Raw genomic sequence first — 24,593 nt, forward strand, 5'->3', positions numbered from 1 at the left:
CGTACTGCTTACTGGCCGCCGCCGAGCTCAATGAGCGTCTCGACCGCCGCGGTGAGCCGCTCATCGGCCTCGCCGTACGCGGCCCAGTCTCCGGCTTCGAGCGCCGTCTGCCGGTCGATCATGGCCTGCTGGGCGTCCTGCAGCGCGGCCTCGTACGCGTCGGCAGGCGGGGCGGGCTCCGTCGGCTCGGCGGGCTGGGTCGGCTCGGGCGTCGGCTGCGGCGTCGCCCCAGGTGTCGGCTCGACATCCGTGTCGCCGGCATCGGCGCCCGAGTCGCCGCCGAAGATCACGTCGAGCGCCTCGTTGAGCGTGTCCTCGAACGCCACCTCATCACCGAACGCGACGAGCACCTTCTGGAGCTTCGGAAGCTTCGTGCCGCCCGAGGACTGCACGAACACCGGCTGGACGTACAGCAGACCGCCGCCGACGGGAAGCGTGAGCAGATTGCCGTTGAGCACCTCGGACTGGCCCTGCTGCAGGATGTTCACGAACGACGAGACGCTCGGCTCGGCGTCGAACGTGTTCTGCACCTGACCGGGGCCGGGCACCGTCGTGTCCGAGTCGATCACGAGCATTCGCAGCTTCCCGTAGTCCTCGGCCTTCACCCCCTCTTCGCCGCCCGCGTTCGAGTCGACGGCGAGGTAGCCCATCAGCACGTTGCGTGCGTTGCCTGTCGTGGACGACGGGATGAACGAGGTGAACATCGAGTACGTCGGCGCCTCCTGCCCCGGCATCTGCATCGTCAGGTAGTAAGGCGGCTGCAGCTGCGTGTCGACCTGCGGGTCGTTCGGCGTCTGCCACCTGTTATCGCTCTGATAGAACGACCGCGCGTCGTCGACGTGGTAAACGCCGAGGATCGTGCGCTGCACCTTGAACAGATCGGTGGGGTAACGCACGTGGGCCATCAGGTCACCCGACATCTCGCTGATCGGCTTGATCGTCGACGGGTACACCTTCTGCCACGACGCAAGGACCGGATCGGTCTCGTCCCACGCGTAGAGCGTGACCGAACCGTCGTAGGCATCGACCGTCGCCTTGACCGAGTTGCGGATGTAGTTGATGTCGTCCAGCGCGAAGCGCGGCGCCGGGTTCGACGAGTCCGAGATGGCGGACGTGAGGCTCACCGTTGACGAGTAAGGGTAGTTCGCACTCAGCGTGTAGCCGTCGATGATCCACACGATGCGGCCGTCGACGACGCTCGGATAGGCGTCGTTGTCGAGCGTCAGGTACGGCGCCACCTTCTGCACTCGCTCGCGCGGGTTGCGGTCGTAGAGGATCTGGGAATCCTCGTTGACGTAGTCCGAGAACAGGATCTGCTCGGCTTGGAACTTCAGCGCGTAGATCAGGCGGTTGAAGACATTTCCGAGGCTCGGTCCGCCGTCGCCGTCGAAGGTCGTCTTCGTCTCGCCCGATCCGTCCTCGCCGGACGGGTAATCGAGCTCCACCGGGTCGGCCCCCTCAGGGGCACCGACGATCGAGTACGTGGGTGAGTACTCGCCGAAGTACACGCGCGGCTGGAAGTCCTCCTCGTTGGAGAGGAATCCGGCGGCGGGGATGCCGCGCTCGAGGAAGACCGGGTCGCCCTCGTTCGTGCGGTCGTTGCCCTTGGCCGCTACGAGTCCGTACCCGTGCGTGTACACGACCGCGGAGTTCTGCCAGTCCGCAGCGTTGCCCAGCTGGGCGAGGTTCAACTCACGAACCGAGACCACGGTGTCCTGCGAGACGCCGTCGATGTCATAGCGGTCGACGTCGAGGGGGTCGGCGAACTGGTAGTAGGAGCGGTACTGCTCGAGCTGGCGAACGTTCGGCGAGATGATCGCCGGGTCCATGATGCGCACCTGGGCGGTCGTGGCCGCGTCGTCGCGCAACTGGCCGGCCTCGACGTCCGTCACGGCGGTGAAGTCCTGCTGCTCGAGACCGTCGACGCCGTAAGCCTCGTGCGTCATGTCGACGTTGCGCTGGTAGTACTCCTCTTCCAGCGCGAACCGGTTCGGCTGCACCTGGAACGTGTTGACGACCCACGGGTAGCCGACGCCGACGACGATCGCTGACACCACGAGCAGGGCGGTCGCGATGAGCGGGTAGCGCCAGCGACCGATGATCGCGGTCACGAAGAAGAGGATCGCGACGATGACGGCCGCGAACGCGAGGATCGTCTGGCCGGGGATGATCGCATTCACCCCGGTGTAGCCGGGGCCGGTGATGCGATCGCCGGGCTCGACGAGCGTCTTGTACCGGTCGAGCCACAGGCTTGCGCCCTGCACCAGCAGGTAGAGGCCCGCGATGACCGCGAGCTGGATGCGCGCCGACTTGGAGATGCGCAGCTCACGCTGGCCGATGCGCACCGAGCCGTAGAGGTACGACACCAGCGCCGTGACGAGCAGGCAGATCAGCAGCACGGCCGACGCGAAGCCGACGAGCGAGCTCCAGAACGGCATCGCGAACATGTAGAAGCCGGTGTCGAGCCCGAACTCGGGGTCGGTCGTGTCGGTGGCGACGCCGTTGAACCACAGCCACGTGGTCTCCCACTGGGCCGAGGCGGCGAAGCCGGCGAAGAAGCCGAAGAAGATCGGGATGCCCCACATCGCCAGGCGGCGCAGCGGCTCGACGACCTCCTGGTACCGGTCGAGCTGGGAGCTGAGCCGCGCGTAGACGGGGCGCAGCCGGTACGCGAGCTGGATGGAGAGCCACACGGGCACCGCCATGCCCAGGAAGCCGACCACGAACATCACGATGCGCGCGATCCACTGGGTCAGCAGCACCTCCGAGAACCCGAGCTGGTCGTACCAGAGCCAGTCCGCGTAGAGGCTGGCGAAGATGAAGAACGCCACGACGAGCGCGGCGATGACCGCGAGGGTGATGGCGATGACGCGTCGGGTGCGAGAGGGTGTGGCCGGGGTCGGCGCGGAGGTCGTGGTCACGTTCCCATCCTAGGCGCGCGATTCTCGGCGCCCGCCTTGTCCTCCCTGGGCGAACTCTAAGAAACTCGCAACGTTTCGGGCACGATCCGCCTCACTGCACCGTGCAGGTCGGGAGCGAATCGAGGTCGCCGCCCTCGCTCACTGCGTCCAGCACGGCCAGCGCATCGTCGAGGTCCTCGACCGAGAACACGCGCAGATCGCCGGGGATGTGGCCCACGACCTCATCGCAGTTCGCTTCGGGCGCGAGGAACCACTGGGCCCCGGCATCCAGCGCGCCCCACATCTTCTGGCGGATGCCGCCGATCGGCCCGACCTCGCCGTCCGCGGTGATCGTGCCCGTGCCCGCGACCTGCTGGCCGCCGTTGAGCTCACCCGGAGTCAGCGTGTCGATGATCCCGAGCGCGAACATCATGCCCGCACTCGGGCCGCCGACGTTGTTGAGCTGGATGGTGACGTCGATCGGGAAGTCGTAGTCGGTCGTGAGGCTGACGCCCAGCATCCAGCTCGTCTCGCCGTCGTCGTTCGTGGTCTCCTTCGGGGTGACCTCGACGGTCTGCTGCTCGCCGTCGCGCTCGATGAGCAGTTCGACGGGAGCTCCCTCCCCCTCGTTGATGACCGAGCGCAGGGTGGCGACATCCGTGAGTTCCTCGCCGTTCGCCTCCAGGATCAGATCGCCCTGCTCGAGAATCCCGGCGGCGGCGGCGTCGTCGATGACCGAGAACACCGCCAGGGTCGCGCCGACGTCGTAGCCGAGCTCTGTGAGCGCTGCGGCGGTCGCCTCGTGCTGCGAGTCCACCATCATCTGGGCGCTCTCCTCGTTGCGCTCCTCGGTGGTCTGGTCCTCGGGGAAGATCGCGTCGATCGGCATGACGGCCCGGCTCGGATCGAACCACGCCATCGCGAGCTCGAACCACGAGGGGGTGTGCTCGCGGTTGCCCTGCACCTGCACGGTGAGCAGGTCGAGGGATCCGTCGGTCGGGTAGGTCTCCGCGCCCTCGACCGAGATCAGCGGCACTTCCTCGCCGTCGGCGTTCTGAGCGCTGCCGAGGGTGTTGTAGACGGGCCCGGGGCGCTGGATCACGTACGACGTCGGCAGGAACGTGATGACGAGCAGCACCACCATCGCGACGGCGAGCGCCCACACACCCACCAGCGTGCGGCGGGACATCCGCGGCCGCGGTGCGGGCTCGATCGTCGTGTTCTCGTCGAACAGGGCCACGCGGGACCTCTCTTCCGTGCCTTGTCGTTGATGCGCCTGGTCGTTCGCGACCGGCGTAAGGCGTAAGGGGTCCCTGCCGGGGAGTGCGACGGATGCTGCGACTAGCGTAGAACGCAACCTCATCGACCGGCTGAAAGGCGGCTGAAGTGGCAGACGACGTCACTGGCGGGGGCGACCCCAGCCCCGAGGACGACTTCCAGGAGCTCATCCGCCAGCTGTTCGGCGGCGCGGCGGGCGACTTCGACCCCGAGCAGCTCTCGCGACTATCGGGCATGAACATCGACCCCGCCATGATGCAGGCGGTCATGCGCCAGCTGCAGGGAGCGTTCGAGGGCGCAGACGAGACCGGCATCTCGTGGGACATGGCCGAACGCCAGGCGCTGCACATCGCGAACCAGGAGGGCCTCGGTGTCACGGCCGGCCAGCGCACCGACCTCGACCAGGCGTTCGCCCTCGCGACGCTGTGGCTGAGCGAGGCGACCACCATCTCGGAGCTGTCCGCTCCCCCGGCGACGCTCACGCGCGGCGCGTGGGTCGAGGCGACGCTGCCGGTGTGGCAGGAGCTCGCGGCACCGGTCGCGACGAGCATCGCAGACGCCCTCACGACGGCGCTGAGCGAGCAGGCGCCCGAAGACATGCAGGGACTGGTGCAGGGCGCAGGGCGCCTCATGCGCACGGTCGGCGGGTCGCTGTTCGCGTCGCAGCTCGGCCAGGTCGTCGGCAACCTGTCGAAAGAGGTCGTGAGCGGCGGCGACGTCGGCATCCCGCTGATGCCCGACGGGCAGGCCGCGATCCTCCCGCAGAACTTCGCGGACTTCGGCCGCGATCTCGAGGTGCCCGAGGACCAGCTCGCCCTGTACGTCGCCACGCGCGAGCTCGCGCACGCGCGCCTGTTCCGGCACGCGCGCTGGCTGCGCCTGCACGTCATCTCGCAGGTCACCGACTTCGCCCGCGGCGTGCACGTCGACACCGAGGCCCTCGAAGACCTCGCCACCCGCTTCGACCCGTCCGAGCCCGAGGAGCTCCGCCGGGCGATCGAGAGCGGCGCGCTTCTGCCCGCCCGCTCTGAGGCGCAGGACGCGGCGCTCGCACGCCTCGAGAACCTGCTGGCCACCGTCGAGGGCTGGGTCGAGGTCGTCACGGAGGACGCGACGTCGCGGCTCCCCTCGGCGCAGCGCATCTCGGAGGCCGTGCGCCGCCGCCGCGCCGTCGGCGGTCCGGCCGAGCGCGCGCTCGGCTCCCTCGTCGGCCTCGAGATCCGCCCGCGCCGTATGCGCGAAGCCGCCGCGATGTGGCGCGCCGTGACGGAGGCCGTCGGCCCGGCCGCGCGCGACGCCCTGTGGGACTACCCCGACCTCATGCCGAACGCGTCCGATATCGACGATCCCGCGTCACTCGTCGCCCGCCTGGAGGCCCGCGCGCGCGGCGACGAGCCGGTGCGCGACGAGATGGACGACGCTCTGGCACGCCTCCTCGCCGGCGAGGAGCCCGGCGGAGCGGCCGCGGACGAGGCATCCGATCCCCCGTCCGAGTCCGACGGTGCGGGCGACGAGGGTGAGAGCGGCGCGCCGGACGACCACCGGCCCGTGTAGGCGGCCGGCGGGGCCGGCTCGTCGGTTCCTCCCCAGGTCCGCAGGATCCGGCGATTCGCGATCTCGGCCTGTGGATACCGGCCGTGCGCCCGGCGGGTGCGACAGGATCGGCGCATGCTGCGACTCGACCCCTCGTATCCCCCGGTGTGGCGGACCGACTCGACGATCCAGTTCGGCGCCGAGCCGGTCGCCGTGCTCGACGACCCCCAGCCGTGGCAGCAGCGGCTGCTGCGCGAGCTCGAGCGCGGCATCCCCGACGGCGCGGCGGTGCCGTTCGCGCAGGCGCTCGGCGCACCCGACGCCAGGGCGGCGGCGCGGTTCCTCTCGCGCATCCGCAGGGCTCTGATGACGGATGCCCCGCCCCGCCCCCGCGTCCTGGTCCAGTGCGCCCAGGACGTGCCCGACGAGCATCGCGACACCGTCGCCGCGGGACTGTCCGCCGAGGGGCTCGACGTCGAAACCGCGCACCGCTTCGATGCCGTCGGAAGCATCGCAACGGATGCTGCCGCCGTCGTCTTCATCGTGCATCGTGTGGTGGCTCCCGGCTCGGCCGCGGCTCTCATGAGCGCCGACGTCGACCATGTGCCGGTGGTGCTCACCGGTTCAGGCGCAGAAGTGGGCCCGTTCGTCGAACCGGGCCGGAGCGCGTGCCTCGCCTGCGTTGCCGCCCACCGCCGCGACAGCGACCCGTCGTGGCCGGTGGTCGCGGCTCAGCTGCTGGGGCGCGCCGTGGCGAGCGAGCCCTCGGTGCTGTGGGAGGCGGGGATCGTGGCAGGGCGGCTCATCGCGGAGCGCGCGCGGCACCCCTCGGCCGGCCGGACCCGCTCGGTGATCCTCCGCGCCGGCTCGCTGCACCGGCACGTGCGGTCGCACCGCCCGCACGCAGAGTGCCGTTGCCGATCTCTCGCAGAAACCGTGACGGCTGTCGCTCCCGGACGCCGCGCGCCCACGACAGCGACAGCGTTCGCCCGGCCCGCGTGATGCCGACATACGCCAGGCGCCGTTCCTCGTCGACCTGCTCGAACGTGGTCGCGAACGAGATGGGGAGCAATCCCTCCGCGACGCCGACCAGGTGCACGTGCTCCCACTCCAGGCCCTTGGCCGCATGCAGCGTCGCGAGCGTCACGGTGCGCATCGCGGGCTCGTCGTGGGCCTTGGCGCGCGCGGTGAGCTCGTCCGCGAAGGCGCGGAGGGTCGTGCCAGCGGGAGCCTCCTGCGCGAGGCGCAGCAGCGCGGCGCGCGCCTCCCAGGCGTCGCGGAGGGCTCCGCCCGCCTCCGGCGGCTCGTCTGTCAGACCCCGCGAGCGCAGGATGTCGCGCACGGTATCGACGAAGCCGCTCTCGATCGGGGCCACCGAGGCCGCGCGAAGCTCCATCACCGCCTGCCGCACCTCGGGCATGTCGAAGAAGCGGCGGCCGCCGAGCACCGTCGTCGCGATCCCCGCGTCGGAGAGCGCGGCGACGAGCTCGGCCGATTGCGCGTGCGCGCGGTAGAGCACCGCGATGTGGCCCGGGTCCGCGCCGTCGGCGATGTGGGCGGCGATCCGCGCGGCGACGGCGCGGGCCTCGTCCCGGTCGTCCTCGAAGGCGGTGACCGTGGGGACCGGGGCCGACGCGGAGTCGTGGCCGGCGGCGGCGGAGAGGTGCAGCGCGCCGGGGCGCCCGCGCATCAGTTCGTTCGCGACCGCCAGGATCGGGGCATCCGATCGATAGTTCGTCTCGAGGCGCACGACGCGAGCGCCCTCGTACCGCGACGGGAAGTCGAGGAGGTATGCGGCGTCGGCACCCGCGAAGGAGTAGATGGTCTGGCTCGCGTCGCCGACGACGCACAGGTCGCGGCGGTCGCCCAGCCACAGCTCGAGCAGGCGGTTCTGCAGCGGCGACACGTCCTGGAACTCGTCGACGGTGAAATGGCGGTACTGCTCGCGCACGGCCTTGGCGACCTGGGGCTCGGCCTCGAGCATGCCTGCGCAGGCGAGCAGCACGTCTTCGAAGTCGAGCTGGCGGCGCTCGTCCTTGAGCTTCTCATACGCGTGCTGCAGCGCGATCACGCGGTCGACCCCGAGGCGACCCACGCCGTTCGGACGGGCCGCGGCGTAAGCGTCGACGCTCAACATCGAGACCTTCCGCCACTCGATCTCAGATGCGACGTCGCGCAGGGTCGCCACGTCGGGCGCGAGCCCGATGCCGTCGGCGGCATGGGCGAGCATGCGCACCTTGTTGTCGATGATCCCCGGTGCGGTGTCGCCCGCGAGGGTCGGCCAGAAGAAGTTGAGCTGTGCGAGGGCGGCCGCGTGGAAGGTACGGGCCGACACTCCGCCCACGCCCATCGCGCGCAGGCGACCGCGCATCTCGCCGGCGGCCTTGGTGGTGAAGGTGACCGCCATGACGCGTCCGGGCGAGTACGCGCCGGTGTCGACGCCGTGCGCGATGCGATGCGTGATGACGCGGGTCTTGCCCGTGCCGGCACCGGCCAGCACTGCCACGGGTCCGCGCAATGCGGTCGCCGCCTCGAGCTGATGCTCGTCCAGCCCGGCCAGGGCGCCGGCGCTCACGCGCGCTCCGCGTACCAGTCGGCGATGAGCCGGTGCGCGATGGACGCCCGCCCCGGCAGCACGACATCACCCTCGCCGGCGAGCGCCTGGCCGATCTCGTCACGCGTGAACCAGCGGATCGCCGCGATCTCTTCGCCGTCGGCACGCGCCGCCGCGTCGTCGCGGGACTCGGCGAGATATCCGACCATGAGCGAGCGGGGATACGGCCATGCCTGAGACCCGCGATACGTCACCGTGGCCACATCGACACCGGACTCTTCGGCGACCTCCCGGCGCACGGCCGCCTCGAGCGACTCGCCGGCTTCGACGAACCCGGCGAAGCACGAGAACCGGTCGGCGCCCCACAACGCGTTCGAGCCGAGAAGCAGCAGGTCGGCGTCGTGGGCGCTCGTGATGGCGACGATCACCGCCGGGTCGGTGCGCGGGAAGTGCTGCCGCCCGCAGTTCGGGCAGCGGCGCGACCAGCCGGCATCGCCCAGGACTGTCAGCGTGCCGCACGCCGGGCAGAACGGGGCGTCGATCAACCAGCGCCCGAGACTGAGCGCCTCCACGAACGCGCCCGCATCACGCGGCGACAGCAGCGCTCCGATGGTGCGCAGACCCGCCCAGCCCGCCGGTGCGACGAACAGCTCCTCGTCCTGGGACGCGAACACGGCGGCGAGCAGCGCGACCCCGTCGTCGTCGCGTCCGAGAAACGCCCACTCGGCTCCGCCGGGAACCTCCGATGGCGCGAGCCAGAGCAGCGCGTCGGGTGTGGTCAGCGGCGCGGAGTCGCCGACGATGACGAGGACGCGGGAGGCAGCATCCGTCTTCGCCGTCCCGAGCAGATCGGGAATCAGCCGCTCATCCGCCGCGCGGTCGAGCCCGGGCTGCGCCAGCGGATTCAGGCTCGTGCTGTCGGGCGCCGTCATCGAACATGCTCCGCTTCGTCGTTCAGGGCCGGGCGTGGCGCGGGGACGGACGAGCGCGACCGACCTACCCTGGGCACATGGCACGCTCACCCCTCACTCTAGCCGCGTCGGTCACGTCGGCTCTCCCGCGGGTCGGCGTCGTCGGAGTCGGCGCTCTCACCGAGGGAGCGACCGGCCGCTACGACGCAGCGGTCGCCGACCTCGACGACGGGCGCCGTGTGGTCGTGCGGGTGCCTGCCGACCCATCGTCCGCCCCCGAGCTCGCCGCGGAGGTGCGCGCGCTGCGCGCGCTCACCCCGGGTGTGCGAGGTCTCCTCCCCTTCCGCGCTCCCGAGCTGCTCGGCGAGGCGGGCCTCGGCGACACGCGGGTGGTCGTCGTGGACTTCCTTCCCGGGTATCGCGTCGACGCGGCCCACCTTCCGCCCGGACGCGGCGCAGCGACTTCGCTGGGTGCGGCGCTGGCGGCGCTCCACGCGCTGCCGCACTCGATCGTCAAAGGCGAGGGTCTGCCCGCGCGCACCCCGCAGCAGGTTCGTGCCGACGTCACCCGCCTGATCGAACGTGCTGTCGCGACCCGGCGGCTGCCGGTGAGCCTGGCGGAGCGGTGGCACCGCGCCGTCGACGCCGACGAACTGTGGCGCTTCGAGTCGGCGGTCGTGCTCGGCGGTGCCGGAGCCGCCTCGTTCCTGTTCGAGGACCTCGACGGCGTCCCGACCGTGACCGGATTGCTCGAGTGGCACGGACTGTCGATCGGCGACCCGGCGACCGACCTGCAATGGCTCGCGTCCGCCCCCGACGCCGCCGAAGACGTCTACGCCGCCTACGTCGCCGGCAGCGGCCGCGCCCCCGATGCGCGAGCGCGCGAGCGTTCCCGCCTGTACGCCGAGCTCGAATTCGCGAAGTGGCTCGTGCACGGCCACGACGCCGACCGCGACGACATCGTCGCCGACGCCGTGGAGCTGCTCGAGTCGCTCGCCGCGGGCGTGGCGGGCGACGACATCCTGGCGGCGGCCGCGCTCGACGTCGACGACGCGATCGCCCTCCTCGAGCGCACGCCCGGAGCGGGCGCACCGACGATCGACACGTCGATGCAGACCGACGCGTACGACCCCGAAGAGCTGGCGCAGTGGGTCGCGGACGAGGAGGACACCCGGCGGGATACCGGACCGGTCTCCGCCGCGCCGGAGTCCTTCGACACGCAGGAGATCTCCGCCGAGGACCTCGCCGCGTTCCGGCCCGTCGACCTCGACCCGGCGGCGGTGGCACTTCCCGTGCGGCACCCGGACGACGACCTCTCCACCGCGCCCATCACGCTGCCAGGCGCGACGACGCAGGGCGCCGCACCCTCACGCGAGGACGAGGGCGGGCTGGATGCCGCGGCCGAGGCCGAGCGTGCGTCCGAGGCGGCTCTGCGCCGCTGGCTCGCCGACTGACGGCACCGCGACGGCTGACCCTTTCGGGGCCGGGCGATCTCAGCTGCGCAGGATGACGTCCTCCGCCACGTAGTAGAGCGCGACGTCGATCTCGTCGAGCGGTACGCCGTGCTTCGAATGATAGGCCTGGCGATAGAGCTCGAGCTGGAGCATCCGCTCGTCCTTCTCGGCGGATGTGCGCGGCGCGACGCCGGTCTTCCAGTCGACGATCTCGATGCGTCCGCCGCGGTCCTCGCGCCGGTACACGGCGTCGAGCTTGCAGATGACGATGTGCGGCAGGCCATCGGGGCCGATGGTGGTGAAGTCGATCTCGGTCTCGACCTCGATCGGCTGCAGCGGTGCCCACTCCGACGCGAGGAAGCGCTCGCGCAGCGCCGCGAGCGCGGCGGCATCCTCGACGGATGCCTCCGTGCCCGGCACGTCTTCGTCCGTCTCCCACAGCGCGTCGTCGAGCGAGCCGCCGAGGCCGGAACGCCCGGAGCGCTGCTCGACCCAGGCGTGGAAGAGCGTGCCGAGGCGCGTCTGCCGGAAGGGGCGCTCGGGCATCGGCCGTGCGATGCCGGCGAGCGTGCCCTCGAGGTCGGCGACGTACTCCTTGTAGCGGGACGCCGCGATGCGGGTCGGCGCCGTGTGCACCGGGCGCGCGCGGCGCGCATCGCGCTCGGCGAGCAGCAGCGCGGCCTGGGGATCGACCTCGCCCCGTGGGGCGTCGAGCGCTGCCTCGACGGTCGCCGCCGCGCCGGTGACGGCCGCTCGGCGGGCGCCCAGCGGATCGATCGGCCACTGCAGCACACGCCGCTCGCCCTGATACGGGTCGTCGCCGGGCTCGTCGTCGGGCAGCGCGACGTCCAGCGCCTCGGCGATCTCGGTGAAGAACGTGCTGCGCGCGCGGGGGCGCTTGGTGCCCGACCACGTCGCCCCGGTCAGCAGCAGATGGTCGCGGGCGCGCGTGACCGCGACGTACGCCAGGCGGCGGTCTTCTTCGAGCTGCCGGGCGCGGTTCGCCTCGACGAACGTCTCGATCGCCTCCTTGAGCTCCTGCTGGGTGGTCGCGGACTGCCAGCCGAGCGCGGGCAGCCAGGCGGAGTCGCCGCGGAACGCGTACGGCAGAACGCCGAACCCGAGCCACGCCTTCGTGTCGCGCGGTGCGCTCGGCAGCTCGTCCTTGACGAGGCGCACGACGGCGACGGCGTCCCACTCGAGGCCCTTCGACCCGTGGATCGTCAGCAGCTGCACGACGTCGTCCTCGGGCGGCTCGGTACGCGGCGCGAACTCGTCGAGCTGCTCGGCGTGGTCGAGCCACGCGAGCAGGCTCGACAGCGACCCGGTCTCGTCGGCGGCGAGGAAGGCGTGCACCTCGTCGACGAACGCCCGCAGCTGCGCCGATGCGATGCGCGCGGGACCTCGCGACTCGTTCGCGGCGAGCTCGATGTCGAGCCGCAGCTCCAGTTCGATGAGCCGCACCAGCTCCGGGATCGGCATCCCGCTCGCCTGACGGAGTCCCGCGAAGACGGATGCCGCGTCCCGCAGCCGCTCGCGCGCCCCGGGCGTGAAGCCCTCCAGCCAGCCATGGTCAGGCTTCTGGCGCAGCACGAAGTCGAGCGCGTCGACGAGTGAGCCGTCGTCGTCGCCCGCGCTCCCCCGGATGCGCTCGACGACCTCGGGCGCGAGGGGCTGCAGAGCGGTGTCGTGGCGGGCGAGGCGGCGGGACAGCGCCGCGAGCTCGCGCAGGTCGGGCAGGCCGATCGCCCATCGCGGTCCCGACAGCAGACGGATGAGCGCCGAGCCCGCCGAGGGATCACTGATGACTCGCAGCGTGCAGACGACGTCCACCACCTCAGGCGTCGAGAGCAGGCCGCCGAGTCCGAGGATGCGGTGCGGGATGCCGCGGCGTCCGAGCGCGTCGCCGAAACGGACCATGTGCTTCTTGCTACGGAAGAGGATCGCCCCGGTGGTGGAACGACCGCCGTCGGCGCGCTCGGCACGGACGCGCGCGAACCACTCCGCAACGCGGTCGGCCTCGGTGTCGAGGTCGGCATCGAAGCCGAGCTCGACCACGCCTGCTGGGGCCTCCGGCCGCGGCTGCAGCTCGCCGACCGCGACCGAGGCGGACGCCGCCAGCGGTGCGAGCACGGCATTCGCCGCCGTCAGCACGGAGGCGCTGTTGCGCCAGCTTGTGAGAAGTGAATACTCCGCGCATGCCGCGCCGGGCGCGAAGGCCGCCGCGAAGCCGCCGAGGTTGCCCGCGCTCGCGCCGCGCCAGCCGTAGATCGCCTGATGCGGATCGCCGACCGCCATCACACCGGTGCCGGCGAAGAGGGCGGCCAGCAGGTCGGTCTGGACGACGGACGTGTCCTGGTACTCGTCGAGCAGCACGACGCGGTAGCGGTCGCGCAGTTCGTCGGCGACCGCGCGGTGGCTCGCGACCACCTCCAGCGCGCCGGCGACCTGGTCGGAGAAGTCGATGACTCCGAGGCGGAGCTTCTCGGCGCCGTACTCGCGCGCGAGGTCGGCCAGCAGCGCGAGAGCGTCGACCCTGTCCGCAGCGTCGGCGACATCGGCGTAGACCGTGGTGCGTCGATTGGTCGACGGCAGCTCGCGCACGGTGCCGAAGCGCTCGGGGAACGCGGCGAGCGCATCGAAGTCGACGAGGTTGTCGACGCCGTCGCGCGCGATCCGCAGGGCCGCGTCGACGATCGTGCGCACGGCCTCGCCGCGCTGCTCCAGCCGCGGGTCGTCGGACGCGAACACGACGCGACGCATGAGGAGCCACGCCGCGGACTCCGACAGGACGGCGGCCTCGGCATCCCGTCCGATCCGCAGGGCGTGCTCGCGCACGATCTGGTCGGCGAAGCTGTTGTAGGTCGCCACACTCGGCCGGTGCAGGAGCGCATCGTCGACGGAGTCCTGCGCGATGGCGTCGATGCGTCGCGCGAGCGCATCGAGCAGCCGGTGACGTTCGGCGGCCGCCCGCGCGCCGTCGACGCCGGATCGCTCGAGCTCCCCGAACACGTCGAGCCGTCCCTCCTCCGCGAGCGACGTCAGCGCCGGCAGCAGGCCGCGCCGCTCGAACTCGGCCAGGCGCGCGAGTCGCATCTGGATGCGCTCCGCGAGCTCGCCGGCGGCTTTGCGTGTGAACGTGAGGCCGAGCACCTCGTCGCGGCGGACGATGCCGTTCGCGACCAGCCACACCACACGGGCCGCCATCGTCTCGGTCTTGCCGCTGCCGGCGCCGGCGACGACGAGCGCCGGTGCCAGCGGCGCCTCGATGACGGCGACCTGCTCGTCGGTCGGCGGGAACTGCCCGAGCGCGGACGCGATCACGCGCGCCGACAGGATCGGGGTCGGGGCCACGGCCTGCGTGTCCACGGGCTGAACGATGGTCACGAGGCGCTCACCGCGCCCACGGTGTGGATCCGGCAGAGCCCGTAGGAGTGCTCATCGCGGCAGTGCTCCTCGTACGGCGCGGTGAAGCTCACGCCGCGCATGACCGCGACGGCCGTGCGGATGCGGTCGACGAACGCGTCGCGCCGCTCGTCGTCGAACGGCGGCTGCCACGGCGTGACGTAGTCGGACTTCGTCGCCGTCGGCCGCAGCACGAGGAGCTTCGCCCCGCCGGGCGCATGGCCGTTCGCCTCGGGGATCGCTCCCGACTCGAAGGCGAGCTGGTATGCACCCAGCTGCGGGTTGTCGAGCACCTTGGCGTCGGTCTGCGGCTCGCGCTTGCCGGTCTTGAGGTCCATGATGACGACGGTTCCCTCCGGGGTCAGCTCGACACGGTCGATATACCCCGACAGGATCACGCGGTGCTTCGTCGCCTCGGCATCGGGGTCGAGGTCGGGGCCGGCCGGCGCCCCGCCGGTCGCGGTGTCGTCCTCCAGGGGGATCACGACCTCGAAGTGCGGTTCGGCGCCGATGAGGGTGCCTCCGGCGTCGTCGAAGCGGCGCAAGTACAGGTGCAGGCGCCGCACCAGATCGCGTGCCCGGGTCTGCTCGGCGCGATCGCGCCACTCCGCCTCGAACGTCAGCTCTCCCCACCGCGACTCGACCTCGGCCCAGAGCGCCGCCTCGTCGTGACCCGCAGCGTGCTCGAGGGCCGCGTGGATGATCGTGCCGAGGCCGGCGGTGGTGCCGCCCGGATCGCCGCCGAGATCGGCGATCACCCAGTTGAGCTCGCATTCCTCCAGGGCGTGCAGGCGCGAGGGCGAGACCCGCACGTCCTCCCGGGCGAGATCGCGCAGCGGCCCGGTCGATGTCGGCGCCGCGACGCCGTACCACTCGCGCGGCGAGGCCCCGGGCACCGCGGCGTCGGCCAGCAGCGCGAGCTGCTCGGCTGCGCGCGCCGCCGGCGCGGCGAGGGAGCCCGTCGCGGGGACCGAACGTGGACCCGCGGCGGTGAGGGTGCGCCGATGCCGCGCGACGAGCCCGCGCAGCGACACCGGGTGATCGAGTTCGAAGGGCTCAGGATCGGGCAGCAGTTCGAAGAAGACGCTCGGACCGGTGTCGTCGTCGTCGACGGCCGTGACGATCACCTGGGCGGTCGCGCGCGACAGTGCCCGCGCGAGAAGGCGCAGCTCGTCGTGCATCGCTGCGCGGCGGCGGTCGAACGCACCGAGCGTCTCGCCGTCGGCGCGGGTCGCGGCATCCGTCAGGCGCCACGTGTCGAGGAGGCTGCCGCGCAACCGGGTGTTGGGCCAGACAGCGTCCTGCAGGCCCGCCACGACGACGGTGTCGAACTCGAGTCCGAGGGCGCCGGCCGGGGTCATGATGCGCACGCTGTCGTCGCGCGTCGGCGCCTCGAGGCGGTCCTCGGCCACACCGCTGTCGAGGATCGAACGCACGAACACGCGCGGATCGGCGTCGAGAGACCGTTCGACGAAGCGCTTGGCCGCCTGGAACAGCGCCACGAGGGCGTCGAGGTCGCGGTTCGCCTGCTCGGCCAGCGGACCGTTGGCACGCGCGAGCTCGCCCCACGCGCGCTCGAGACCGCTGCGGTCCCACGCGGTCCAGAGCAGCTCGTGCGCCGTCGCCCCGCGGTCGAGGTCGTCGCGCAGCACCGCGAGCGTGCGCGCCAGTGACGCCGCACGCCGGGCCTCGCGCGTGTCGAGCAGGTCGAACTCCAGAGGCCGGCGCATCGCCGAGAGCACGAGGTCGCGACCGGAGCGTTCGGCGACCTCGCCGCTCTGCGCACCCGGGACGCTGTCGGCGTCCTGTGCTCCGCTCGTGAAGACCCGCCGCAACTCGGCGTGGCGCAGCGCCGACCTCAGCCGGCGGAGCTCGATGACGTCGAGGCGTCCGTAGGTGCCGACGAGGGCCGCAGAGACCTCGTCGAACGTCCACTCGTCGCGCGAGGCGAGCTCGACGAGCCGCAGCAGGTCGGCGACCGGCCGCACCGCGCCCAGCGCGCGCCCGGGCCCGCTCGAGCGCGCCGGCACTTCGCGCGCCGACAGCTCGGCCTCGAGCGCGGCGACCTGGCGCGTGTCGTGCGCGATCACGGCGCAGGCGCGCCACGGAACGCCGTCGTGCACATGCCGCTCGCGCAGCACGCGCGCGATCGCGTCGTACTCCTCGGCCGCCGAGCGCAGCGTCAGCACCCGCACGGAGTCGTCGGCCTCGGCACCCGAGGCCGCCCCGCGATGCGCCACCACGCCGACCGCACCGATCCGCTCTGTGACGCGGCCCACGAGCTCGCGCTGCCACGCGGTGCCGCGATGCCCGACGGACAGCACGTGCACCGCGCCGAGCGACGCGGCCAGCCGGGCGAAGTTCTCCGGCGTCGCGCCGCGGAACGACCCCGACCCGACGTCGGGATCCCCGAAGGCGAGTACAGCCGCGCCCCGGGCGCGCACGGCCTCGAGGAGCTCGACCCCGCCGAGCGTCAGCTCCTGCGCGTCGTCGACCAGGACGACACGCACGCGATCGATGGCCGGGCTTCCCGCCGGGGCGGCGCGGACGAGGCCGACGGCCTCGCGGACCAGGCCCGCGGCATCCCGGTGGGCGCCGCGCATGCCGTCACGCACCTGCAGGTACTCGCCGAAGAAGGACGACAGCGCGACCCATGCCGGCAGCTCGTGACGCTCACCCAGTTCGCGGAGGCGCCGCGGCTCGATGCCGAGCGTCGTGCACTCCGCGAGGAATGCGCGCACCTCGGTGCGGAATCCGGCGGTGCCCCGGATCGTCGGGCCGAGCCAGTCCGGCCAGCGCACCGCACCGGACGCTTCGTCTTCATCGTCGCCTTCGAGGAGGTCGCGGATGATCTGGTCCTCGTCGCCGCCGGTGAGAAGCTGCGGCGGATCGGCATCCGCGGCGACGGCGTGCGCCCGCACGATCTGGAATGCGTACGAGGCGACCGACCGGGCGAGCGGCCCCGTCGTCGCCACGCGCACCGCAAGGCCGAGCCGGTCGCGCAGGGTCGTCGCGGTCTGCCGCGACGGCGTGAGCACCAGGATCGAATCGGGATCGATGCCGCCGTCGGTCAGCGCGGCGACGCGCGCGATCAGCGTCTCGGTCTTTCCGGTGCCCGGCGCGCCCACCACCACGCCCGATGCGTCCGACGGCAGTTCCTGCACGGCCTGCTGCGGCGCGTCGAGGCGGTACGCCGCGTGGTCTGCCCTGCCCGAAGTCACCCTTCGACGCTAGCGCGAAGGGGCGACATCGGCCGTTCGCCCAGAGCGTTCCGGAGACGGGCGGATGCCCCGGCGCGGTGTCGTAGAGTTGCCATGCGTCCGGGGAGGCCTCAGGCATTCAGCCAGCAGGAGCCCTCAGCCATCCGGCAGGAAACCATCACCCCGCGCAGGAGGACAGTCACGTGGAGATCCGCATCGGCATCGCGAACACCGGCCGCGAGCTCAACTTCGAGACGAACGAGCCCGCTGCCGACGTCAAGAAGTCCATCGCCGCCGCCCTCGACGCCGGCGCCACGCACGTGACGTTCGCCGACGCGAAGGGCAACTCGTACATCGTCCCGACCGCGGGCCTGGCCTACGTCGAGCTCGGCTCCGAGGAGTCGCGCCGCGTCGGCTTCGTCGCCTGAGCGGAACCGGACCCATGCAGATCCTCATCGCGTTCATCGTCGGCGCGGTCGTCGGCATCGGCATCCACTTCCAGCTGCACCAGCGTCTGACGCGCGGAGTCGTCCTCGCGCCGATGATCGGCGCCGTGTCGGCCGGTGCGGCGTGGTCGATCCTGACGTGGCTCGGCGTGGGCATCGACACCCCGTGGCCGTGGCTCGCGGCGCTGATCGTCCCGATGGTGGTCACCTACCCGGCGATCACCCTCATCTCGCGTGCCCGCGTCTCGCACGACGCGCGCGAGAAGGCCCGCCTCGGCATCGGCTGATCCGGCTCGGCTGCGCCCACCGCGGGTGCCGGCGGCGACGCGCGGCGGCAGCATCCGTCCCCCGCGACCGCAGCATCCGTCCCGTGCGTGTCAGGCGGCCAGGCCCATGGCATCCATACGTCGCGAGTGCGCGGCCATGAGCTCGGTGAAGACCGGCTCGACCTTCTGTTCGGCCGCCGGTCCGAGGTCGGTCGGCCGCAGCGCGGCCCGCGCGATGAGCAGGGTGTCGCCGACCAGGCGGCGCCCCCAGAGGGCCAGCAGCGACTTCCACTCGGGGTCGCTCGCGATGGCCTGGGAGATCAGTTCGACGATGGCCTGGCGATCGTCGTCGGCCTGCAGGATGCGCGCGACGCGGTCGCCGGTCTCGCCATAGCTCGCCGACAGGGCGAGGTAGAAGTCGTCGAGCATGCCGGCCGTGATGTGCACCGACAGCATCGTCTCCTGCGGGCGCACGCCGTGCGTGGCCGCGCGGAACGCGTCCAGCGGCTCGCGGAACGGCCGCATGATCTCGGTCGGATCGTCGCCGCGCTCGCGGATCAGCGCGACGAGTGCCTCGTGCTTGGTGAGTGCCGCCCCGGCCGCGCGCGAGACCGCCTCCTTCTCACCGAGCTCCGGGATCGACTGGATCAGCTCGGTGAGCGTCTCGAAGAAGCCGAGCTGCAGGTACGCGGCCTGACCGAGGAAGGTGTCGATGTCGGGAGCGAGCTCCTCGAAGTCGACACGATTGCCTCCGCTCAGCTCATCACGCGAGCGCAGCTGCAGCTTGCGTCCCGTGTCGCGACGCTGCCAGAACCACTTCACCATGCACGAAAGCCTACGAGGGGACGCCGCCTCCATGCTCGCACCGGGGTCCTCCGGTATCGTGGGTGTCGGCCCCGGCGTCGGATCGGGGCGCCCGCGCCTGTGGGAAAGAAGGGCGTGGATCGCTTTTCCGCCCGCGCGGCGACCTCAGAAGAGGCCGGATCACGCGCCCGGGCATGAACCCAGGCAGCATCCCACTGCCGGACAGGCACATATCGTGACGACCTTCGCCGAACTCGGCGTTGATCAGGACATCGTCGACGCGCTCTCCGCGAAGGGGATCGTCGACGCGTTCCCCATCCAGGAGCAGACCATCCCCCTCGGCCTTCCAGGCCAGGACATCATCGGCCAGGCCAAGACCGGCACCGGCAAGACGTTCGGCTTCGGCATCCCCGTGGTCCAGCGTCTTGGACAGGATCCCGCCCCCGGTGTCAAGGCACTCATCGTGGTCCCCACGCGCGAGCTCGCCGTGCAGGTCTACGAAGACATGGACATGCTGACCTCGAACCGCTCGACGAGCGTCGTCGCCATCTACGGCGGCAAGGCGTACGAGGGCCAGATCGACCAGCTCAAGGCCGGCGCGCAGATCGTCGTCGGCACGCCGGGCCGCCTCATCGACCTCAACAACCAGCGCCTGCTCGACCTGTCGAACGCGACCGAGGTCGTGCTCGACGAGGCCGACAAGATGCTCGACCTCGGGTTCCTCCCCGACATCGAGAAGATCTTCTCCAAGGTCCCGGCGATCCGGCACACCCAGCTCTTCTCGGCGACCATGCCCGGCCCGATCGTCGCGCTCGCCCGCCGGTTCATGTCGAACCCGATCCACATCCGGGCGACCGACCCCGACGAGGGCCTCACGCAGGCGAACATCCGTCATCTCGTGTACCGGGCGCACTCGCTCGACAAGGAAGAAGTCATCGCCCGCATCCTGCAGGCCGAGGCTCGCGGCAAGACCGTGATCTTCACTCGCACCAAGCGCGCCGCGCAGAAGCTGGTCGACGAGCTGAACGACCGCGGCTTCAACGCGGGCGCCGTCCACGGCGACATGAGCCAGGAGTCGCGCGAGCGCTCGATGGCCGGGTTCAAGGCCGGCAAGAAGGACGTCCTCATCGCGACCGACGTCGCCGCGCGCGGCATCGACGTCGACGACGTCACCCACGTCATCAACCACACGATCCCCGACGACGAGAAGACGTACCTGCACCGCGCCGGCCGCACCGGCCGCGCCGGCAAGACCGGCATCGCGGTCACGTTCGTCGACTGGGAGGACCTGCACAAGTGGGCCCTCATCAACCGCGCCCTCGAGTTCGGCCAGCCCGAGCCCGTCGAGACCTACTCGTCGAGCCCGCACCTGTTCTCCGACCTCGACATCCCCGCGGGCACGAAGGGCCGTATCGTGACGGCACCGAAGACCCAGGCCATCCGCGTCCAGCCCGAGAGGGCGGCGGATGCTGCGGCCGAGGCCGAGACGAACGGACAGGCTCCGCGAAGCCGGCGTCGCCGTCGCCGGTCGGGCTCGTCCGAGCGGGTGGGCTCCACCTTCGAGACCGCGGACGGGAACGGCACCGCCGCCGTGCAGGGGCACGGCGCCGCGGCGAGCACCGACGGCGATCGCTCCACGGACGGCGGCGGCACCCACGACGGCGGGGGCAAGGAGCACCACGACGGCAAGCCCGCTCCGCGGCGTCGTCGCCGTCGCCGCGGGGGCAGCGGCGGCGGGTCGGCTCCCGCGGGCGGCGCCACCGTCGGCGCCTGAATCCGTCCTCTTCTGTCGCGGCGCCGTCATACGGCGCCGCGACAGCGCTATGGTGAGCGCAGGCGGCGCACTGGGCGCCGGTACCTCGCATTCACGAAAGGCACACGATGCGTATCATCGAGGCCGTCACCACCGGCTACGAGTACCAGGGTTTCTGGGGATCCTTCTGGGACATCATCTGGTGGTTCCTCTGGATCTTCTTCTTCATGGCGTACCTGTTCGCGCTGTTCGCCGTGATCGCCGACCTGTTCCGCGACCACAAGCTGAACGGCTGGTGGAAGGCCGTCTGGATCATCTTCCTGATCTTCGTGCCCTTCCTGACGCTGCTCGTCTACCTGATCGCGCGCGGAAACGGCATGGCCAAGCGCAGCGCGAAGGAGGCCTCCGAGCTGCAGAGCGCGCAGGACGCGTACATCAAGTCCGTCGCGGGCTCCGGCGCCAGCCCGGCCGAAGAGATCGCGAAGGCGAAGGGCCTGCTCGACGCCGGCACGATCACGCAGGCCGAGTACGACGCGCTGAAGGCCAAGGCCCTGAGCTGATCGGCAACTCGCCGACCGTCATGATCTGACCCGCGGAGTCCGCGGTCACGGAGCGCCCTCGTCCACCCTCACGGGTAGACGGGGGCGCTTCCGCTCGCCAGGGCGATGATGCGCGACACCATCTCGTCGGTCGTGGTGTTCTCACCCGGCTGGTTCGGCTTGCCCAGGCCGTGGTAGTCGCTGGAGCCGGTCACGACGAGGTCGCGTTCGCGGCACAGGTCCCGCAGGGTCGTGAGCGCCGGGTCGCGGTTCTCGCGATGACCCAGTTCGAAGCCGGCGAGGCCGGCGTCCAGCATCCGTTCCATCAGTCGCATCGGAAGCAGGCCCGCGCGCCCGGCGGGATGCGCGATGACCGGCACTCCCCCCGCGCCCGTGACGAGTCCCACCGCGGTGACCGGGTCCGGCGCGTAGAGCGCCACGTAGTAGTCGCCGCGGGGGCTCAGGATGCCGGCGAACGCCTCGGCCCGATCGCGGACCAGCCCCCGCGCCACCAGCGCGTCGGCGATGTGCGGGCGGCCGACGGTCGCGCCGTCGGAGGTCTGCTCGAGGATGTCGTCCCACACCAGGTCGTAGTCGCGTGCGATGCGGTCGGCCATCAGCCGCGCGCGATCCAGCCGCGACGAGCGGATGCGCGCGGTCTCGGCGCGCAACGCCGGCTCGTCGGGGTCGGGAAGGTACGCCAGCACGTGGACGCTGCGCCACTCGTGCCGCGCCGACAGCTCCATCCCCGGCACGAAGGTCATGCCGAGGGAGGTCGCAGCCTCGGCCGCCTCGGCCCAGCCCGAGGTGGTGTCGTGGTCCGTGAGGGCGGCGGTGCGGACGCCGTGCCGGTGCGCCGACGCCATCACCTCGGCGGGAGGCTGCGTGCCGTCGGAGTTCGCCGAGTGCAGATGCAGGTCGCTCGGTCCTTCGAACCGCTGCAGTCTGGGCATCCTCCGAGCGTAGCGCGGCGGTACCACGCGGCACGCCCGGTCCGCTGACGGATCTCACAGCCTGCTCGCATAGAGTCGCCGACGTGCTTCGCCTGCTCGGGATCCTCATCACCGTGCTGTGCGCGATCGCTGCGGCGGTGCTGACGTTCCCCGGCTTCTTCCGCGTCGAGCGCTTCTTTCCCATCGCCCAGATCGTCTCTTTCCGAGGCATCCTCGCGCTCGCGCTCGCCGCCGCGGCGCTGCTGGCCCTCCTCCTGGCGATCGCCCGCCCCATCCGCGCGTTCGCGTTCTCGCTCGCGGTGGTCGCGGGGCTCGCGACCGTCGCGAACATCGCGGTGCTGTCATCCCGCGGGGGCCTGGGCAGCGACCCGCTGCCCGCCAAGACCGACGCGTCCATCCGCGTGATGACGTGGAACACCGCCGGGCCGGCGACGCCGCCCGAGACGATCGCCAAGATCGCGGTCGCGATGGACGCCGACATCGTCGCGCTCCCCGAGACGACCATCGAGACTGGCGAGAGCGTCGCCATCGCGATGCGCGACCTGGGCCACCGCATGTGGGCGCACCACGCCTCGGACCCGTCGACGGAATGGGATGCCGGCTCCACGACACTCCTGATCTCGCCCGAGCTCGGCGACTACGCCGTGATCGAGTCCTCGCTCGACGGCAGCAGCAACACCTCGACCGTGCCGAGCGCCGTCGCGATGCCCGTCTCCGGCGAGGGACCCACCGTCGTCGCCGTCCACGCCGTCGCGCCGCGCCCGAGCTACATGCAGAACTGGCGGGACGACCTGCAGTGGCTGGCCGATCAATGCGGCGACGGCAACGTGATCATGGCCGGCGACTTCAACGCGACGGTCGACCACATGTCAGGGCTCGGGCTCGACGGCGCCACGCTCGGCCACTGCAGCGACGCCGCCGCGGAGACGGGCAACGCCGCGCTGGGCACCTGGTCGGCCGAGATGCCGGCCATCCTCGGCGCCCCGATCGACCACGTGATGGCGACCCAGCAATGGCGGGCGACCGGCTCTCTGGTGCTGCGCTCGCTCGACGGTTCCGGCTCGGACCATCGACCGCTCATCGTCCAGTACGACCCGGCCGGCTGAACTGTCCGCGCTCCTACGCCCGTGCGAGACTGGGAGGCATGAGCAGCGCAGCCAGCGAGCAGTCCCCCGGCGCCACGAGCACCACCGAGACCTCGACCCCGACCTCGACCAGCACGAACCGCCGACAGCCTTACGGCCAGGGCTTCCTCGACACGATCTCGACCGGCTGGGCCGAGCGCCCTGAGTCGACTCCCCCGGCTCGCGCGCAGGCTGCGTTCACCGCCGCGCGCCGCGATGCGGTGTCAGCGGCCTTCCCCGGCAAGCGCCTCGTGATCCCCGCCGGCGAGCTCCAGCAGCGCAGCAACGACACCGACTATCCGTTCCGCGCGCACTCCGCCTTCTCACACCTGACAGGCTGGGCGTCCGACGCCGAGCCCGGCGCGGTGCTCGTGTTCGAGCCCCGCTCCGCCGGCGGCCACGACGTCACGCTCTACTTCCGCGAGCGCGCCGATCGCACGACGAGCGAGTTCTACTCGGATGCCTCGATCGGTGAGTTCTGGATCGGCCCGCGGCCCGCGCTCGCCGGCGTCGCGTCCGATCTCGGCCTCGCGACGGCGCACATCGACGACTTCGAAGCCGGTGACGGGGATGTCGTGCTCGACGAGGACGACGACCTCACGCGGTTCGTGTCGGAACTGCGCCTCGTGAAGGACGCGTACGAGATCGGCCAGATGGAGCTCGCCGTCCAGGTCACGGCCGCCGGCTTCGACGACATCGTCGCGAACCTGCCCGCGATCGTCGACCACCCGCGCGGCGAGCGCGTCGTGGAGGGCGTGTTCCACCAGCGCGCTCGCAGCGACGGCAACGCGGTCGGCTACGACACGATCGCGGCATCCGGTCCTCACGCCTGCTACCTGCACTGGACACGCAACGACGGCGCGGTCGTGCCGGGCGACCTGATCCTCATCGACGCGGGCGTCGAGGTCGACAGCCTCTACACCGCCGACATCACGCGCACGCTGCCGGTCAGCGGCCGTTTCAGCGACGTGCAGCGCAAGGTCTACGAGACCGTGCGCGAGGCGGCGGACGCCGCGTTCGCGGTGGCGAAGCCGGGCGTGAAGTTCCGCTCGATCCATGAGGCGGCGATGCAGGTCATCGCGACGCGCGTGGCCGAGTGGGGGCTGCTGCCGGTCACCGCAGAGGAAGCCCTCGACGCCGACGCAGGGGGCCACCACCGCCGCTACATGGTCCACGGCACGAGCCACCACCTCGGCATCGACGTGCACGACTGCGCGCAGGCGCGTCGCGACATGTACTACGACGGCGTCCTGGAAGCCGGCATGGTCTTCACGATCGAACCGGGCCTGTACTTCCAGATCGACGACATCACCGTCCCCGAGGAGTATCGCGGCATCGGCGTGCGCATCGAGGACGACATCCTCATGACCGCCGACGGACCCGTGAACCTCTCGGCCGCGATCCCGCGCACCGCCGACGAGGTCGAGGCCTGGATGGCCCGCGGCGGCCGCTGACGCTCTCATCGGCTCTTGA

Annotated in this window: 16 protein-coding genes; 8 read left to right on the plus strand and 8 right to left on the minus strand. The window is 71.5% G+C overall.

The genetic code is table 11. From position 1 onward, the window contains the following. Window positions 1-8: 8 nt before the first annotated feature. Window positions 9-2,921: a UPF0182 family protein gene (locus ACEYYH_RS12670; protein WP_374974739.1), complete on the minus strand. Its 2,913-nt coding sequence runs from the start codon at window positions 2,919-2,921 to the stop codon at window positions 9-11. 91 nt (window positions 2,922-3,012) lie between these two features. Then, window positions 3,013-4,140 (minus strand): PDZ domain-containing protein, encoded by a 1,128-nt coding sequence (locus tag ACEYYH_RS12675; protein WP_374974740.1) that lies wholly within the window; start codon window positions 4,138-4,140, stop codon window positions 3,013-3,015. 146 nt (window positions 4,141-4,286) lie between these two features. Between ACEYYH_RS12675 and ACEYYH_RS12680 the strand changes: the two genes are divergently transcribed. Continuing rightward, on the plus strand, window positions 4,287-5,732 hold the full coding sequence (locus ACEYYH_RS12680) for a zinc-dependent metalloprotease (protein ID WP_374974741.1): 1,446 nt from the start codon (window positions 4,287-4,289) through the stop codon (window positions 5,730-5,732). A 781-nt stretch (window positions 5,733-6,513) separates the two neighbouring features. Here ACEYYH_RS12680 and ACEYYH_RS12685 read toward each other — a convergent pair. Both ACEYYH_RS12685 and nudC read right to left on the minus strand, forming a co-directional pair. Then, window positions 6,514-8,286 carry an ATP-dependent helicase gene (locus tag ACEYYH_RS12685; RefSeq protein ID WP_374974742.1) on the minus strand — a complete coding sequence of 591 codons (1,773 nt, stop codon included), beginning with the start codon at window positions 8,284-8,286 and terminating at the stop codon, window positions 6,514-6,516. After that, a complete protein-coding gene (nudC, locus tag ACEYYH_RS12690; RefSeq protein WP_374974743.1) occupies window positions 8,283-9,197 on the minus strand; it encodes an NAD(+) diphosphatase in 915 nt (304 codons plus the stop codon). Before nudC ends, ACEYYH_RS12685 begins: the two co-directional genes overlap by 4 nt. Before the next feature lie 77 nt (window positions 9,198-9,274). Between nudC and ACEYYH_RS12695 the strand changes: the two genes are divergently transcribed. Further along, window positions 9,275-10,630 carry a phosphotransferase gene (locus ACEYYH_RS12695; RefSeq protein ID WP_374974744.1) on the plus strand — a complete coding sequence of 452 codons (1,356 nt, stop codon included), beginning with the start codon at window positions 9,275-9,277 and terminating at the stop codon, window positions 10,628-10,630. 39 nt (window positions 10,631-10,669) lie between these two features. Here the strand turns inward: ACEYYH_RS12695 and ACEYYH_RS12700 are convergent, their stop codons facing one another. Both ACEYYH_RS12700 and ACEYYH_RS12705 read right to left on the minus strand, forming a co-directional pair. After that, on the minus strand, window positions 10,670-14,017 hold the full coding sequence (locus ACEYYH_RS12700; protein ID WP_374974745.1) for an ATP-dependent DNA helicase: 3,348 nt from the start codon (window positions 14,015-14,017) through the stop codon (window positions 10,670-10,672). Next, complete coding sequence (locus tag ACEYYH_RS12705; RefSeq protein ID WP_374974746.1) at window positions 14,014-17,256, minus strand: ATP-dependent helicase; 3,243 nt, start codon at window positions 17,254-17,256, stop codon at window positions 14,014-14,016. The genes ACEYYH_RS12700 and ACEYYH_RS12705 overlap by 4 nt, the downstream gene beginning before the upstream one ends. A 182-nt stretch (window positions 17,257-17,438) precedes the next feature. Between ACEYYH_RS12705 and ACEYYH_RS12710 the strand changes: the two genes are divergently transcribed. After that, the gene (locus ACEYYH_RS12710; protein ID WP_018171265.1) at window positions 17,439-17,663 is read left to right on the plus strand and encodes a DUF3107 domain-containing protein; all 225 of its coding nucleotides are present in this window, start codon (window positions 17,439-17,441) and stop codon (window positions 17,661-17,663) included. A 14-nt stretch (window positions 17,664-17,677) separates the two neighbouring features. Further along, window positions 17,678-17,968, plus strand: a complete 291-nt coding sequence (locus ACEYYH_RS12715) for a hypothetical protein (protein ID WP_374974747.1) — start codon at window positions 17,678-17,680, stop codon at window positions 17,966-17,968. 90 nt (window positions 17,969-18,058) lie between these two features. Here the strand turns inward: ACEYYH_RS12715 and ACEYYH_RS12720 are convergent, their stop codons facing one another. Next, entirely contained in the window at window positions 18,059-18,772 is a 714-nt protein-coding gene (locus tag ACEYYH_RS12720; protein ID WP_374974748.1) for a ferritin-like fold-containing protein, read from the minus strand. A gap of 214 nt (window positions 18,773-18,986) precedes the next feature. On the opposite strand from ACEYYH_RS12720, the gene ACEYYH_RS12725 reads away from it, so the two are divergent. Both ACEYYH_RS12725 and ACEYYH_RS12730 read left to right on the plus strand, forming a co-directional pair. Next, complete coding sequence (locus ACEYYH_RS12725; RefSeq protein ID WP_374974749.1) at window positions 18,987-20,525, plus strand: DEAD/DEAH box helicase; 1,539 nt, start codon at window positions 18,987-18,989, stop codon at window positions 20,523-20,525. A 107-nt stretch (window positions 20,526-20,632) separates the two neighbouring features. Continuing rightward, window positions 20,633-21,064 carry an SHOCT domain-containing protein gene (locus ACEYYH_RS12730; RefSeq protein ID WP_116192963.1) on the plus strand — a complete coding sequence of 144 codons (432 nt, stop codon included), beginning with the start codon at window positions 20,633-20,635 and terminating at the stop codon, window positions 21,062-21,064. 68 nt (window positions 21,065-21,132) lie between these two features. Here ACEYYH_RS12730 and ACEYYH_RS12735 read toward each other — a convergent pair whose 3' ends face one another. Next, window positions 21,133-21,996 carry a PHP domain-containing protein gene (locus ACEYYH_RS12735; protein ID WP_374974750.1) on the minus strand — a complete coding sequence of 288 codons (864 nt, stop codon included), beginning with the start codon at window positions 21,994-21,996 and terminating at the stop codon, window positions 21,133-21,135. A gap of 83 nt (window positions 21,997-22,079) precedes the next feature. Here ACEYYH_RS12735 and ACEYYH_RS12740 point away from each other — a divergent pair, with 83 nt between their 5' ends. Next, window positions 22,080-23,102 (plus strand): endonuclease/exonuclease/phosphatase family protein, encoded by a 1,023-nt coding sequence (locus ACEYYH_RS12740; protein WP_374974751.1) that lies wholly within the window; start codon window positions 22,080-22,082, stop codon window positions 23,100-23,102. A gap of 38 nt (window positions 23,103-23,140) precedes the next feature. Then, window positions 23,141-24,574, plus strand: a complete 1,434-nt coding sequence (locus ACEYYH_RS12745; protein WP_374974752.1) for an aminopeptidase P family protein — start codon at window positions 23,141-23,143, stop codon at window positions 24,572-24,574. The last annotated feature ends 19 nt before the right edge of the window (window positions 24,575-24,593 follow it).

Source organism: Microbacterium trichothecenolyticum (genome assembly GCF_041938625.1).
Lineage (GTDB): Bacteria > Actinomycetota > Actinomycetes > Actinomycetales > Microbacteriaceae > Microbacterium > Microbacterium trichothecenolyticum_D.

Coding starts and splice junctions, on each gene's coding strand:
- nudC (WP_374974743.1), bottom strand. CDS start 9,197: ATGACGGCGCCCGACAGCACGAGCCTGAATCCGCTGGCGCAGCCCGGG.
- ACEYYH_RS12695 (WP_374974744.1), top strand. CDS start 9,275: ATGGCACGCTCACCCCTCACTCTAGCCGCGTCGGTCACGTCGGCTCTC.
- ACEYYH_RS12715 (WP_374974747.1), top strand. CDS start 17,678: ATGCAGATCCTCATCGCGTTCATCGTCGGCGCGGTCGTCGGCATCGGC.
- ACEYYH_RS12720 (WP_374974748.1), bottom strand. CDS start 18,772: ATGGTGAAGTGGTTCTGGCAGCGTCGCGACACGGGACGCAAGCTGCAG.
- ACEYYH_RS12730 (WP_116192963.1), top strand. CDS start 20,633: ATGCGTATCATCGAGGCCGTCACCACCGGCTACGAGTACCAGGGTTTC.
- ACEYYH_RS12735 (WP_374974750.1), bottom strand. CDS start 21,996: ATGCCCAGACTGCAGCGGTTCGAAGGACCGAGCGACCTGCATCTGCAC.
- ACEYYH_RS12745 (WP_374974752.1), top strand. CDS start 23,141: ATGAGCAGCGCAGCCAGCGAGCAGTCCCCCGGCGCCACGAGCACCACC.